The 14,349-nt window shown below is 66.0% G+C and carries 13 protein-coding genes; 10 read left to right on the forward strand and 3 right to left on the reverse strand.

Going from position 1 to position 14,349, the window contains the following annotated elements; all coding sequences use genetic code 11:
• From QMX83_RS08680 to fabV, 5 genes are all read left to right on the forward strand, one after another.
• On the forward strand, positions 1 to 646 hold a 646-nt coding region (locus QMX83_RS08680), incomplete at its 5' end, for a tRNA guanosine(34) transglycosylase Tgt (RefSeq protein WP_282296231.1).
• A gap of 138 nt (positions 647 to 784) precedes the next feature.
• Positions 785 to 1,129: a preprotein translocase subunit YajC gene (gene yajC, locus QMX83_RS08685; RefSeq protein ID WP_282296232.1), complete on the forward strand. Its 345-nt coding sequence runs from the start codon at positions 785 to 787 to the stop codon at positions 1,127 to 1,129.
• Positions 1,130 to 1,189: 60 nt separating this feature from the next.
• On the forward strand, positions 1,190 to 3,046 hold the full coding sequence (gene secD / locus QMX83_RS08690) for a protein translocase subunit SecD (RefSeq protein WP_282296233.1): 1,857 nt from the start codon (positions 1,190 to 1,192) through the stop codon (positions 3,044 to 3,046).
• A gap of 16 nt (positions 3,047 to 3,062) precedes the next feature.
• Positions 3,063 to 4,040, forward strand: a complete 978-nt coding sequence (gene secF, locus QMX83_RS08695; RefSeq protein WP_282296234.1) for a protein translocase subunit SecF — start codon at positions 3,063 to 3,065, stop codon at positions 4,038 to 4,040.
• Between the two features lie 254 nt (positions 4,041 to 4,294).
• Complete coding sequence (fabV, locus tag QMX83_RS08700) at positions 4,295 to 5,554, forward strand: enoyl-ACP reductase FabV (RefSeq protein WP_282296235.1); 1,260 nt, start codon at positions 4,295 to 4,297, stop codon at positions 5,552 to 5,554.
• 420 nt (positions 5,555 to 5,974) lie between these two features.
• Here fabV and QMX83_RS08705 read toward each other — a convergent pair whose 3' ends face one another.
• The 3 genes from QMX83_RS08705 to QMX83_RS08715 form a co-directional block, all read right to left on the reverse strand.
• Positions 5,975 to 8,044, reverse strand: a complete 2,070-nt coding sequence (locus tag QMX83_RS08705; protein WP_282296236.1) for an EAL domain-containing protein — start codon at positions 8,042 to 8,044, stop codon at positions 5,975 to 5,977.
• Between the two features lie 91 nt (positions 8,045 to 8,135).
• Positions 8,136 to 9,320, reverse strand: a complete 1,185-nt coding sequence (locus QMX83_RS08710; RefSeq protein WP_282296237.1) for an NAD(P)/FAD-dependent oxidoreductase — start codon at positions 9,318 to 9,320, stop codon at positions 8,136 to 8,138.
• A gap of 9 nt (positions 9,321 to 9,329) precedes the next feature.
• Entirely contained in the window at positions 9,330 to 9,881 is a 552-nt protein-coding gene (locus QMX83_RS08715; protein WP_282296238.1) for a YaeQ family protein, read from the reverse strand.
• Between the two features lie 42 nt (positions 9,882 to 9,923).
• On the opposite strand from QMX83_RS08715, the gene QMX83_RS08720 reads away from it, so the two are divergent.
• The 5 genes from QMX83_RS08720 to QMX83_RS08740 all read left to right on the forward strand — a co-directional run bounded on the left by QMX83_RS08720 (position 9,924) and on the right by QMX83_RS08740 (position 14,349).
• The gene (locus tag QMX83_RS08720; RefSeq protein WP_282296239.1) at positions 9,924 to 10,832 is read left to right on the forward strand and encodes a pseudouridine synthase; all 909 of its coding nucleotides are present in this window, start codon (positions 9,924 to 9,926) and stop codon (positions 10,830 to 10,832) included.
• 309 nt (positions 10,833 to 11,141) lie between these two features.
• Positions 11,142 to 11,351: a cold-shock protein gene (locus tag QMX83_RS08725; RefSeq protein WP_125361038.1), complete on the forward strand. Its 210-nt coding sequence runs from the start codon at positions 11,142 to 11,144 to the stop codon at positions 11,349 to 11,351.
• Positions 11,352 to 11,468: 117 nt separating this feature from the next.
• Complete coding sequence (locus QMX83_RS08730; RefSeq protein ID WP_282296240.1) at positions 11,469 to 12,161, forward strand: glutathione S-transferase; 693 nt, start codon at positions 11,469 to 11,471, stop codon at positions 12,159 to 12,161.
• Between the two features lie 37 nt (positions 12,162 to 12,198).
• Positions 12,199 to 13,764 carry a protein adenylyltransferase SelO gene (locus QMX83_RS08735; protein WP_282296241.1) on the forward strand — a complete coding sequence of 522 codons (1,566 nt, stop codon included), beginning with the start codon at positions 12,199 to 12,201 and terminating at the stop codon, positions 13,762 to 13,764.
• A gap of 45 nt (positions 13,765 to 13,809) precedes the next feature.
• Positions 13,810 to 14,349 (forward strand): adenine phosphoribosyltransferase, encoded by a 540-nt coding sequence (locus QMX83_RS08740; protein WP_282296242.1) that lies wholly within the window; start codon positions 13,810 to 13,812, stop codon positions 14,347 to 14,349.

Genomic DNA, 14,349 nt, shown 5'->3' on the forward strand with positions numbered 1-14,349 from the left:
GCGCTGGGCCCAGCGCAGCCGCAACGCCCACGATGAACTGGGCAACGACGCCGCGCTGTTCGGCATCGTCCAGGGCGGCGTTCACCGCGACCTGCGCACCCGCTCGGCCGAAGGCCTGCAGCAGATCGGCTTCGACGGTTACGCCATCGGCGGGCTGGCGGTGGGCGAGCCGGAGCACGAGCGCAACGCCATGCTGGAGCACCTGAATCCGATCCTGCCGGCGGACCGTCCGCGCTACCTGATGGGTGTGGGGCGTCCGGAGGACCTGGTGGAGGGCGTGGCACGGGGCGTGGACATGTTCGATTGCGTCATGCCCACCCGCAACGCCCGCAACGGTCACTATTTCACCTCCTTCGGCACGGTCCGCATCCGCAACGCCCGCTACGAGCGCGACATGGACACCATCGAGCCGGGCTGTGGCTGCCATGCCTGCAGCAGCGGTTACACCCGTTCCTACCTGCGCCACCTGGACCGCTGCAATGAAATGCTGGCCCCGATGCTGGGGACGCTGCACAACCTGTACTACTACGAGAAGCTGATGGCCGACATGCGCGCGGCGATCGCGGCGGGAACCTTCACCGCCTTCCGCGAGTCCTTCTACGCAGCCCGGGGAATGGCTACGCCAGCGCTGGACGGCCACGCCTGACCCCTCCTGCCTTGAAGACCGTGCCAATTGGCCCAAGGAATAACCCCCGGGGCCGTGGCATACTTCGCGGCTGACCCACCGTTTCGCGGCGACACCCTTCCTTCCGGGGCAGGGCGCCTCCCAACCCAAGGACACACAATGAACCTGCTCGCTTTCCTGATTCCCGCCGCCCACGCCCAAGCCGCTGGCGGCCAGCCGCAGGGCATGGGCCTGACCACGCTGCTGTTCCCGATCATCCTGATCGCGATCATGTACTTCCTGATGATCCGTCCGCAGATGAAGCGCCAGAAGGAACACAAGGCGATGCTGGACAAGATCAAGGTCGGCGACGAAGTGCTGACCAACGGCGGCATCGCCGGCGTGGTCACCAAGATCGGCGACAACTTCGTCACCGTCGAAGTGGCTGACAACGTGAACATCCGCGTGCAGAAGGGCGCTGTCGGCAACGTGCTGCCGGCCGGTACGCTGAAGTCGGCTGTCTGATCCCTCTTTTTCCCAAGACCAACCGCGGTGCCGGGACTGGCACCGCGCAGGAACCTGGCAATGCTTGAATTCCCACGCTGGAAGTACGTCGTCATCCTGATCGTACTGGCGCTCAGCACTCTGTATGCGCTGCCCAACATCTACCAGAAGGACGCGGCCGTCCAGATCACCGCCAACCGCGGTGGTCAGGTCGACGACGCGCTCCGTGACCGCGTGCTGGCCGACCTGAAGCAGGCCGGCATCAGCACCATCGGCGCGGAGAAGGAGGGCGACAGCCTGATCGTCCGTCTGCCCGATCTGAAGACCCAGGCCGCTGCCAGCGACCTGCTGCGCGACAGCGTGGGCGAGCACTACACCGTGGCGCTGAATCTGGCCTCGACCGTGCCGGACTGGCTGGCCAAGCTGGGCGGTCGCCCGATGACCCTGGGTCTGGATCTGCAGGGCGGCGTGCACTTCGTGCTGCAGGTCGACCAGAAGGCCGCCCTGGACAAGCGCATGGATGCCTACGCCGAAGACGTGCGCACCAGCCTCCGCGATGCCCGCATTGCCTACCAGTCGGTCGAGCGTCGCCCGGACAACACCATCGTCGCGGTCATCAGCCCGTCGGCCGGTGCCGAGGTGGTCGAGCGCGCGCGTCAGCTGCTGGCCAAGGCGCAGCCCACCCTGGGCTACGACGCCAGCGGTAACCGGATCACCGTGAGCGTGCCGGACAGCGAGCTGACCACGATTGCCAACGGTGCCATCGAGCAGAACATCAACACGCTGCGCAACCGCGTCAACCAGCTCGGCGTGTCCGAGCCGATCATCCAGCGCCAGGGTGCCGACCGTGTGGTCGTGCAGCTGCCGGGTGTGCAGGACACCGCGGAAGCCAAGCGCATGATCGGCGCAACGGCGACCCTGGAATACCGCGCGGTGGTGGAAGGCAATGCGCAGGACGCCATCGCCAGCGGCCGCATTCCGCCGGAAGCGAAGGTGTACCAGCGTCGTGATGGCGGTGGTCCGATCCTGCTGAACAAGCGCGTGATCGTGACCGGCGACCAGATGGTGGCCGCTCAGGCCACCACCGACCCGCAGACCGGCAGCAATGCGGTCAGCGTGACCCTGAACGCCGTGGGCGGTCAGCGCATGTTCGACTTCACCAGCGCCAACGTGAACAAGCCGATGGCGGTGGTGTACACCGAACGCGTGCCGACCGTGACCGAAGTGGATGGTCAGGAAGTGCGCAGCTTCAAGGTCAACGAGGAAGTGATCTCGGTGGCCAACATCAATGGTGTGTTCGGCAAGCAGTTCCAGACCACCGGCCTGGAAAAGAAGGAATCCGAAGACTTGGCCAAGCTGCTGAAGTCCGGCTCGCTCGCCGCGCCGATGGATTTCGTCGAAGAGCGCGTGGTGGGTCCGAGCCTGGGTGCGGAAAACGTGGAGCGCGGCGTCACCGCGGTGATCTACGCGTTCCTGTTCACCCTGGTGTTCTTCACCGTGTACTACCGCATGTTCGGTCTGATCACCTCGGCAGCGATGTTGTTCAACCTGCTGATCGTGGTGGCCGTGATGTCGCTGTTTGGTGCCACCATGACCCTGCCGGGCTTCGCCGGTCTGGCGCTGTCGGTAGGCCTGTCGGTGGACGCCAACGTGCTGATCAACGAGCGTATCCGTGAAGAACTGCGGGCCGGCGTGCCGGGCAAGACCGCCATCGTGACCGGTTACGAGCGCGCCAGCGGCACCATCCTGGACGCCAACCTGACCGGCCTGATCGTCGGTGTGGCGCTGTTTGCGTTCGGCACCGGTCCGCTGAAGGGCTTCGCCCTGACCATGATCATCGGTATTTTCGCTTCGATGTTCACGGCGATCACCGTATCGCGCGCCCTGGCGACGCTGATCTACGGCCGTCGCAAGAAGCTCCAGAACGTGGCCATCTGACGGGACGACACGCACAATGAAACTGTTTCCGCTGCACATCCTCCCGAACGACACCAAGATCGACTTCATGCGTTGGCGCCATGTCGCCATGGCGGTCACGATCGCGGTGTTCCTGGCCTCGGTGGCCATCATCGGCGTCAAGGGCTTCACCTTCGCCCTGGACTTCACCGGCGGCACCCTGATCGAAGCCCGCTTCGACAAGCAGGTGGACGTCGAACAGGTCCGCTCCAAGCTGGAATCCAACGGCTTCGAGAACGCCCAGGTGCAGAGCTTCGGTGGCAACACCGACCTGCTGATCCGTCTGGCTCCGCACGGTGCCCATGACCCGGGTGCCGAAGGGGCGGCCCAGGACAAGGCCACCGGTGACGCCGTGCTCAAGGCCATCACCACGGCCGAGAATCCGGCCACCATCCTGCGCAACGAGTACGTGGGTCCGCAGATCGGCAAGGACCTGGCCTTGAACGGGCTGTACGCCACGATCTTCATGCTGGCCGGCTTCCTGATCTACATCGGCTTCCGTTTTGAATGGAAGTTCGCGGTCACCGCCAGCATCGTGGCCCTGTTCGACCTGCTGGTCACGCTGGCCTACATGTCGCTGATGGGGCGCGAGTTCGACCTGAACCTGCTGGCCGGTCTGTTGTCGGTGATGGGCTTTGCGATCAACGACATCATCGTGGTGTTCGACCGCGTCCGTGAAAACTTCCGCAGCCTGCGCGTGGAACCGCTGGAGGTGCTGAACCGCTCGATCAACCAGACGCTGTCGCGTACGGTGATCACCGCGGTGATGTTCTTCCTGTCGGCGCTGGCGCTGTACATGTACGGTGGTGCCTCGCTGGAAGGTCTGGCTGAAACCCACATGATCGGCGCGGTGATCGTGGTGGTGTCCTCGATCCTGGTGGCGGTGCCGATGCTGACGATTGGCTTCCTGCGGGTGAGCAAGCAGGATCTGCTGCCGAAGGCCAAGGACGTCGAAGCGATGGCACGCAGGCCGTAACAAATCGGAACCTGCGGTTCCGTTCTGTTACGGTTCGCGCATTCCACCTTAACCCCGCGCCGTTGGCGCGCCCCCTTTAACAAAAAGGGGGCTCCTCCTTCGTCGGGGTCTCTGAGAGCCGCGCTTTGCGCGGCTTTTCTTTTTTCTGCTTTTCTTCCGTACTGGGGCGTTGGTTGTGCGGGGGCGTCGGGGGCACTACGATTTCGGGGTTGCGCGGTTGCTCAGGCGGCCGCTCCGTTTCCCTCGAGGTGTTCATGGTCATCAAACCGCGCGTTCGCGGCTTCATCTGCGTTACCACCCATCCGGCAGGCTGCGATGCAGCGGTCAAGCAGCAGATCGACTACATCAAGGCGCAGCCGAAGCTGCCCAACGGCCCCAAGCGCGTGCTGGTGCTGGGTGCGTCCACCGGCTACGGCCTGGCGGCGCGCATCACCGCCGCCTTCGGCAGCGGCGCGTCGACGCTGGGTGTGTTCTTCGAGCGTCCGGGTACCGACAGCAAGCCGGGCACGGCGGGCTGGTACAACTCGGCGGCGTTCCACAAGTACGCCGACGAAGCCGGCCTGTACGCCAAGAGCGTGAACGGTGATGCGTTCTCCGATGAAGTGAAGGCCAAGGTCATCGAGCTGATCAAGCAGGACCTGGGCCAGGTCGACCAGGTGGTGTACAGCCTGGCCGCGCCGCGCCGCAAGCACCCGCGCACCGGCGAGGTGATCAGCTCCACGCTGAAGCCCATCGGCGAGCCGATCACCTTGCGTGGTCTGGACACTGACAAGGAAGTGCTGACCGAAACTACGCTGCAGCCGGCGACCGCGGAAGAGATCGCGGGCACCGTGGCGGTGATGGGCGGCGAAGACTGGCAGATGTGGATCGACGCGCTGCTGGAAGCCGGCGTGCTGGCGGAGGGCGCGACCACCACGGCCTTCACCTATGTGGGCGAAGAGATCACCCAGGCGATCTACTGGAACGGTTCTATTGGCGCGGCCAAGAAGGATCTGGACGAGAAGGTGCTGGGTCTGCGCGAGAAGCTGCAGAAGATCGGCGGCGACGCGCGCGTGTCGGTGCTGAAGGCAGTCGTGACCCAGGCCAGCTCGGCCATCCCGACCATGCCGCTGTACCTCTCCCTGTTGTTCAAGGTGATGAAGGAGCGCGGTACGCACGAAGGCTGCATCGAGCAGCTCGACACCCTGTACGACATCGTCTACGGCGGCAAGGACACCGGCACCGCAACCGAGCGCCTGCGCCACCAGCTGCTGGCCGACGGCCGCACGGTGGAACTGGTGGACGAGGCTGGCCGCCTGCGTGCGGACTACAAGGAAATGGCCCCGGACGTCCAGGCAGAAGTGCTCAAGCTGTGGCCGCAGGTGACCAACGAGAACCTGTACGAGATCAGCGACCTGGCCGGCTACAAGGCCGACTTCCTGCGCCTGTTCGGCTTCGGCGTCGGAGGCGTGGATTACGACGCGGACGTCGCCACCGATGTGGCCATTCCTAACTTGGTTGATCTCACGAGCTGATCCTTCTTGGATCTACGTGTGCGCACAACGCCAGGCTTTGCCTGGCGTTCTGCTTTTCGGGCATTTGAGCGAACAGCCGATGCTCGCGGGTCTCTTGGTTTGGCGGGTCGGTGGCCACGGAAGATCAAAACCCATTCGCGCGCCTGGTAGCGTCGGTCGACAGACGACGGCAGTGAAACTCCCAACGCCCGGTAACGCATGACCCCGAATCGAAATGGCTGTTGTCGTTGCCGTTCGCACCGCATCGCGCGATGCATGAGGGGGAGGCCTACGGGTAGCCTCCGGAGGGACACTCCACGGCATGGATGCCGTGGAGTAGCCTACATGGACGTACTTGCGGCGTGTCCCGGAGCGGGGCTGCCCGTAGGCCTCCCCGGTACGTATCAGCCGAAACGCTGCTCTTCGCGAAAAACCAAACCACTAAGCAAAATCAAAATTCATGGCCGGACCCGCAGGTCCGACGAATTCACCCTGCACGTAATCCACGCCGGCACTGAACAGCAGGCTCATCGAGTTGGCGTCGGCGACGAACTCGGCCAGCGTGCGGATGTTGGCCTCCTGCGCGCGTGCGGTGATCTCGCTGATCTTGTCGGCGTGCTCGCGGGTGCGGGCGAAGTCGCTGGTGAAGTCGCGGTCCAGCTTGAGGAACTGCGGCTGGAAGTGCGCCAGCAGCTGGAACGAATCCAGGCCCGAGCCGAACTGTTCCAGACCGATGCGGATCCCCAGCGGGGCGACGTCGGCGAGGAACTGCTGTGCGTTACGCAGGTGGGTGAACACCTTCGCTTCTGGTGCGTGCAGCCACAGGCGTTCGCCGGGCACGCCGTGCGCCGCAAGCTCGCGACGCAGCGTGGCCACCATCTGCGGGTCGCTGAACGACTCCGGCGTGATCTTCACCAGCATCTGCGTGGCATGGCCGGCGCGTGCACGCTGACCCAGCACGTTGATCGCTTCGGTCACCACCCAGCGGTTGATGTCCGCCAGCAGGCCGTGCTCTTCGGCGATGCCCAGGAATGCGGTCGGGCTCAGCAGTTCGCCGTTGTTGTCCAGGCGCAGGTAGGCTTCGTACAGCTCCAGCGGCTCGCCCTGCAGGTTCAGTACCGGCTGGTAGTGCAGCTGGAAGCCTTCCCCCGCCAGTGCTTCCTTGATCCGTGCCACCCAGCGCTGGACGCGCTCTTCTTCCACGCGGTCCACCGCGGCCGGGTCGAAGATGCGGGTGGTGTTGCCCAGTTCGGACGCCCCCTGCTGGCACTCGGTGGCCCGCGCCAGCACCTGGCCGATGCTTGCGATCTTCTCGCCCACCTGTACGCCGCCGATGCTGACGGTGACCGTGGCCGAGCGCTCGCCGATGCTGAACACCTGCGCCGCAAACGCCTCGCGGATGCGATCGGCCAGACCCTCGGTCTCGGCATAGGCACCTTCGGTCAGCACCGCAAAGCTGTGCTCACCGAAGCGCGCCACCTGCGCACGGTCGCCCACCGTCGCCGCGAGTACGCGGGCGAGGGCGGCGATGAGGGCATCGGCCGAGTCCAGTCCGATGTCCGGCAGCAATCGCGCGTAATGATCTGGCTCCACCAGCAGCAGGCCGAAGCGACCTTCGCTGCGACCGGCCTGGGCCACTGCGTTTTCCACGTGCACCATGAAGGTCGGGCGGTTGAGCAGGCCGGTGACCTGGTCACGCTGGCGCAGGTCTTCAACTTCGCGGGCCAGTTCGGTGTCCAGTTCCATGCGGCGACGGAACACCACCTGCAGGCAGGACTCGCCCTCATAGGTGGCCGGGGTGAACTCCATGGTGGCCGCGAAGATCGCGCCGTCCTGGTTGCGCGCGTCCACCTGGTACTGGGGCGGCGGTGCCTCGCCCTTGCTGAGCGACTTGAGCAGCTGCTTGAAGCCTTCCACGTGCTGCGGAGCCACCATGTCCAGCAGCGAAATGCCTTCCACGTCGTCGAACGACTCGAACCCGAACATTTCCAGGTAGGCCTCGTTGGCGCGGATGTGCATGCCTTCATGGACATAGGCGATCGGATCGCGCGAGGAGGCGATCAGCGCATCGCAACGACGCTCGGTCTCGCGCATCTGCGCCTCGATCCGGCGCAGGCCGCGGCGGGCGTGCAGGTCGGTCCATTCGTTGCGCACCACCGCCAGCAGATGTTCGGGGCGGTGGCGCAGGGTCACCGCGCGGAAACCGTTGGCGCTGGCCTCGACCCACTCCGCCTCATTGACCGCCTCGGCCAGCAGGATCATCGGAATGTCCTTGCCGCTGGCGGCGATCTGCTGGGTAACCTGCAGCAGCGGAATGCTCTGCGCCGGTGCCACCAGCACCAGGTCGATCGGCTGGCTGCCGATGATCTGGGCCAGCTCCTCACTGTTCTGCGGTCGGGCCGGTCGCACCGCGATGCCGCTGTTGCGCAGCGTGCTGACGATGGTCTCGGCGTTCTCGCCGCTGTCGTCCACGATCAGCAGGCGGACGGTGATGTCGTTGGCGTTCTGCATTCACTACTCCCCGAAGTGCCATCTTGATACACGATGCGTGCCGCGACGTCCATGCCAGAGCGCAATCGACGGTCGCGGAGTGTGAGCCCGGTTACACCACCAGCCCGGCCGCCCGGCCGCTGGCCCAGGCCCACTGGAAGTTGTAGCCGCCCAGCCAGCCGGTCACGTCCAGCACTTCACCAATGAAGTGCAGGCCCGGCACCCGCTGCGACTCGAATGTGCTGGAGGAGACCTGGCGTGTGTCCACGCCCCCCAAGGTCACCTCAGCGGTACGGTACCCTTCCGTGCCGCTGGCGACCAGCGGGAAGTCCTGCAGCAGCGCGGCCGCCTGGCGCAGCTCGCGCTCGTCGATCTGCTTGACCGGGCGGTCGGGCAGCCAGTGCTCGCACAGGCGCAGCGCCAGCCGGCGCGGCAGCACGTCCGACAGCACCGTGCGCAGCTCAGCCGAACCCCGCTCGCGCTTCATCGTGCGCAGCCACTCCTCGGCGTTCTGGCCGGGCAGCAGGTCCAGGCGCAGGTCGTCGCCGGGCTGCCAGAACGAGGAGATCTGCAGGATCGCCGGACCGCTGATGCCGCGATGGGTGATCAGCAGGGAGTTGCGGAACTCCATGTCGTTGCAGCGCGCCGCGACCGGCAGGGCGACCCCGCTCAGGTCAGCGAAACGTTCCTGGTGCTTTCCGCTCAAGGTCAGCGGGACCAGCCCGGCGCGGGTCGGCAGCACGTCATGACCGAACTGGCGGGCCAGCTCGTAGCCGAAGCCGGTCGCCCCCAGGCTGGGGATGGACAGCCCGCCGGTGGCCACGACCAGCGAGGCGGCATGGAAGTGCCCATCAGCGGTGTGGACATGGAAGCCGTCTGCGCCATGCTCCACCCGGGTGACCGCGCAGTCGGTGCGGATCTGCACCCCGGCGGCCTGGCATTCGTCCACCAGCATGCGCACGATCTGCTTGGAGGAGACGTCGCAGAACAGCTGGCCCAGTTCCTTTTCGTGATAGGCGATGCCATGCCGCTCCACCATCGAGATGAAGTCCCACGGGGTGTAGCGGGCGAGGGCGGATTTGCAGAAATGCGGATTGGCCGACAGGAAGTTGGCCGCGGTGGTGCCGGTATTGGTGAAGTTGCAGCGGCCACCACCGGACATCAGGATCTTCTTGCCCACCTTGTTGGCGTGGTCGATCACCTGCACCATGCGGCCGCGCTGGCCTGCGGTCAGCGCACACATCAGGCCGGCCGCACCGGCACCGATCACCAGGACATCGCAGCGATGAAGGCTCATGCGGTCGGGTCAGGCCTGGGGCTTGGGCTTGCGCCAGGTCGGAATGACGCTGAGCTCGGCACTGTCGGAGATCAGCTGCACCTCACCGTCCTGGATCAGCACGGTCCAGCGCATGCTGCGCTCGATCTTCGCGCCCCACTGCTCCACGAACTCGGCCGGCAGATCCATCACCTCCAGTGACTTCAGCTTGTTCAGTGCCGACGCGTTGCGGTCCCACCAGATGTCGGCCGCGCGGCCGCCATAAGTGATCAGCTGGACCGCGCTCGCGCGGCCGGCGGCCTTGCGCAGGCGCGACTCATCCGGCTGGCCCAGATCAATCCAGCGTTCGATGGCCCCGGTGTAGTCCTGCTTCCACAGGTCCGGCTCGTCGTCGGTGCTGAGGCCGCGTCCGAATTCCAGCCGGTCCTCGGCGTTCAGCGCAAAGGCCAGCAGCCGCACCATCAGACGCTCGTCGGTCTCGGAGGGGTGCTGGGCCAGGGTCAGGTTATGGCTGGCGTAATAAGCGCGGTCCATGTCGCTGATCTGCAACTCGGCCTTGCGGATGGTGGCGGTAAGGGCCATGGGGATACCGTAAACAAAGAGCACCATGATAATGCGTGGGTCATGAGCGCGTCCGATTACCTGCTTGATCCGCTGGCCCCGAGCCGGCTGCAGCTGCCAGCCGGCCCGTGGGCCTGTCTGCTGGACGGGCTGTGCGCGCGCTTCCCGCGGATCGACCGTGCACAGTGGCTGGACCGCTTCGCCCGCGGCCGGGTCCAGGACCCGCAGGGCAGGGCGCTGGACCCGACCGACCCGTGGCGGGTGGGGCAGGAGATCCGCTACTACCGGGAGGTCAGCGAGGAGCCGGTCGTGGCCGGGCAGGAATCCATCCTTCATCTGGATGCCGACCTGCTGGTGGCCGACAAGCCGCATTTTCTGCCGGTGACCCCGGCCGGGGCCTATGTGCGTGAAACCCTGCTGGCGCGCCTGGTGGCGCGTACCGGCAACCGCGACCTGGTTCCCCTGCATCGGCTGGACCGGCTTACCGCCGGGCTGTTGCTGTTTTCCACCCGCCCGGCCAGCCGCGATGCCTACCAGCGCCTGTTCCGCGAACGGCGCATCGACAAGGTCTACGAGGCGTTGGCCCCGGGCCTGCCGGAGCAGGTGTTCCCGTTGCAGCGGAACAGTCGGCTGGTGCCCGGCGAGCCGTTCTTCCGCATGGCCGAGGGCCCGGGCGCGCCCAATGCCAGTACCCGCATCGAGGTAATTGAAGGCCAGGGGGCTGTCTGGCACTACCGGCTGCATCCGCATACCGGGCGCAAGCATCAGCTGCGGGTGCATATGGCCGCGCTGGGTGCACCGATCCTCGGCGACGACCTGTATCCCGTGCTGCGCCCGCCGGAGCCCGGTGGGCAGGCCGCCCTGCAGCTGCTTGCCAGTGGGCTGGCCTTCATCGACCCGATCTCCGGACAGCCGCGCGCCTTCACATCCGCGCTGGAGCTGGGCCTGTCGACCCGAATCGCTGAATCTTGAATCACTAATTTGGCCGGAATTCAGCTAGGAAAAATCTGAATACGGGGTCGGAAAATGTGCAAGGCCCTCGAAATCCTTGTCCTGTCAGGGATGAAGCCAAAATGGCTGAATGATCTGCCTATCGCTTTTTCCCGAAAACACGCGTATCGTCACCCTCACTGTGTTTGCTAGGGTCACCGTGAATCGTGGCCTGGTGCAGTTGATCTCACGATCTGCTCATCGATCCGCTTTACCAACGCCTGCAACTCAGTCTCGGCTCCCGCCATTGGGTGGCCGCGATTATTTCAACTATTGTTTCAGGAGTTTGTAATGTCTGATCGTCAGAACGGCACTGTGAAGTGGTTCAATGATGCCAAGGGCTTTGGCTTCATCACCCCGGAAAGCGGCCCGGACCTGTTCGTGCACTTCCGCGCCATCCAGGGCAACGGCTTCAAGTCGCTGCAGGAAGGCCAGAAGGTCTCCTTCGTCGCCGTGCAGGGCCAGAAGGGCATGCAGGCTGACCAGGTGCAGGCGCTGTAATTCAGCCCTGTAACCGAAAGGTTGCCTCCAAACGCCGGAAGCGAAAGCTTCCGGCGTTTTTGTTTGTCTGTTCATCGGCCCGCAGTAGCATGGGGGTTTGTCGTTGCGGACCTGCTGATGATCAAGGTGCACCATCTGGACCACTCCCGTTCCCAGCGCGTGCTGTGGATGCTGGAGGAATTGAACCTGCCTTACCAGGTGATCAGCTACCGCCGAGATCCCAACACCTGGCTGGCCCCGCAGGCGCTGCGTGACATCCACCCGCTGGGCAAGTCGCCGGTCGTGGAGGACGACACCCTGGTGCTGGCCGAGTCCGGTGCGATCCTGGAGTATCTGGTCGACCGCTACGACAGCGCCCGCCAGTTCTCACCCGAGCCGCTGCCGCTGCAGGCTCCCGAGCGCCTGCGGTACCGCTACTGGATGCACTACGCCGAAGGCTCGGCGATGCCGCCGATGGTGATGTCGCTGGTGTTTTCACGGTTGCGCAAGGCCCCGATGCCGTTCTTTGCGCGGCCGATCGCGCGGCAGATCGCCGACAAGGCGCTGAAGGGCTTCGTCGGCCCGCAGATCAAGCTGCACCTGCAGTGGATGGAACGCGAGCTCGGCAGCGCCCCCTGGTTTGCCGGCGAGCGCTTTACCGCCGCCGACATCCAGATGAGTTTCCCGCTACAGGCTGCGGCCGCGCGCGCGGGCGACCTGTCGGCCTACCCGCGGTTGCAGTCGTTCCTGGAGCGCATCGAACAGCGGCCGGCGTACCAGCGTGCGCAGGCCAAGGGCGGGGCGCTGGACCTGGCGGCCGGCGCAGCCTGAGCTTGCCTGTGGCGCCGGCCGGCCCCATCTGCTGAGCATGAGTACCTCCACGCTTCAGTTCGACAACCGCTTCCTTCACGACCTGCCCGGTGATCCGGTCGAGGGTCCCGCGCTGCGTGAGGTACGCGGCGCGGCCTGGTCGAAGGTGATGCCCACGCCGGTGGCCGCGCCCCGCTTGCTGGCGTACTCCCCCGAGCTCGCCGAGCGCCTGGGCATGGGCCCGGATCTGCTCGACAGCGCTGATTTCCCCCGCGTGTTCGGTGGCAATGCGCTGTATGCCGGCATGCAGCCGTGGGCGGCCGCCTACGGCGGGCACCAGTTCGGCCATTGGGCCGGCCAGCTCGGCGACGGCCGCGCCATTTCGCTGGGTGAGCTGGTCACCGCGCAGGGCGAGCGCTGGGAACTGCAGTTGAAGGGGGCCGGGCGCACCCCGTATTCGCGCGGGGCCGACGGCCGCGCGGTGCTGCGTTCGTCGATCCGCGAATTCCTGTGCAGCGAGGCCATGCATCACCTGGGCGTGCCCACGACCCGTGCGCTCAGCCTGGTGGGTACCGGCGACGCCGTGGTTCGCGACATGTTCTACGACGGCCATCCGCGCGCCGAGCCGGGCGCGGTGGTGTGCCGGGTAGCGCCGTCGTTCCTGCGCTTTGGCAGCTTCGAGTTGCCCGCCTCGCGCGGCGATATCGAGCTGCTGCGGCAGCTGGCCGATGCCTGCATCGCACGCGACTTCCCCGAGCTGGACGGGGCAGGGGCGTCCCGTTACACACGCTGGTTCGGCCTGATCTGCGAGCGGACCGCGATCATGGTGGCGCACTGGATGCGGGTGGGCTTCGTGCACGGCGTGATGAACACCGACAACATGTCGGTGCTGGGGCTGACCATCGATTACGGTCCCTACGGCTGGGTCGAGGATTACGACCCGGACTGGACCCCCAACACCACCGATGCCCAGGGCAGGCGCTACCGTTTCGGCACCCAGCCGCAGGTGGCGTACTGGAACCTGACCCGGTTGGCGCAGGCCCTGGCTCCGTTGTTCGAAGACGCGGCACCGCTGCACGAGGGGTTGGCCGCCTTCCAGGCGACGTACGCGCGCTGCGAGCGTGCCGACACCGCCGCGAAGTTCGGCCTGCTCGCCTGCACCGACGACGACCTGGTCCTGATGGCCGACTGGCGACAGCTGCTGCAGGACGGCCAGATGGACATGACCCTCGCATTCCGCGCGCTCTCAGCGCTCGACCTGGACATGCCGTCGGTGGTGGTGCTGGAGGCGGCGTTCTACAGCCCGGAACACCGCGACGCCGTGCTGCCCGCAGTGCAGGACTGGTTGCAGCGCTATGCCGCACGCGCCCGTGCGGATGGCCAGGACCCGACCACGCGTCGGGCCGGCATGGATCGGGCCAATCCGATTTACGTGCTGCGCAACTGGCTGGCGCAGGAGGCGATCGAACGGGCCGAGCAGGGCGACCTGGAGGGCGTACACACGCTGCAGCAGGTGCTGCGCGACCCCTATACGGAACAGCCCGGCCGCGAGCACCTGGCGGCGCGGCGACCGGACTGGGCACGCGACAAGGCCGGCTGTTCGATGCTGTCGTGCAGCTCCTGAGCGGCGGTCGCGGTACCCTATGCCACCCTTTGCAGTAGCTGAGCCATGACCGATTCCTCCACTCCCGTGCCTGCCTGGGCCGGCCGTCTGCGTGACGTCGCTGACTTCCCCAAGCCCGGCATCCTGTTCAAGGACATCATGCCGCTGCTGGCGCATGGGCCGGATTTCGCCGCGGCGATTGATGCCATGGTGGAACCCTGGCGCGAAGCGAGGCTGGACGCGGTGATGGGTATCGAGTCGCGCGGGTTCATCCTCGGCGCGGCGATGGCGCGCGTGCTCGACGTGGGCTTTGTGCCGGTGCGCAAGCCGGGCAAGCTGCCGGGCCGCACCCTGCGCCAGGACTACACGCTGGAGTACCGTACCGACAGCATTGAAGTGCACGCCGACGCGTTGCCGGCCGGTGCACGGGTGCTGGTGGTGGATGACGTGCTGGCCACCGGCGGCACCCTGCTGGCGGCGCTGTCGCTGGCCCGCCAGCTGCAGGTGGAGGTGCTGGGCGCGGCCGTGCTGGTGGAGCTGGCCGGTCTGGGCGGGCGCGAACGCTGGGACGCCGATGTGCCGTTGGTGGCGAATCTGGTGTACTGA

This window comes from Stenotrophomonas sp. PS02289 (assembly GCF_029960115.1).
Taxonomy (GTDB): domain Bacteria; phylum Pseudomonadota; class Gammaproteobacteria; order Xanthomonadales; family Xanthomonadaceae; genus Stenotrophomonas.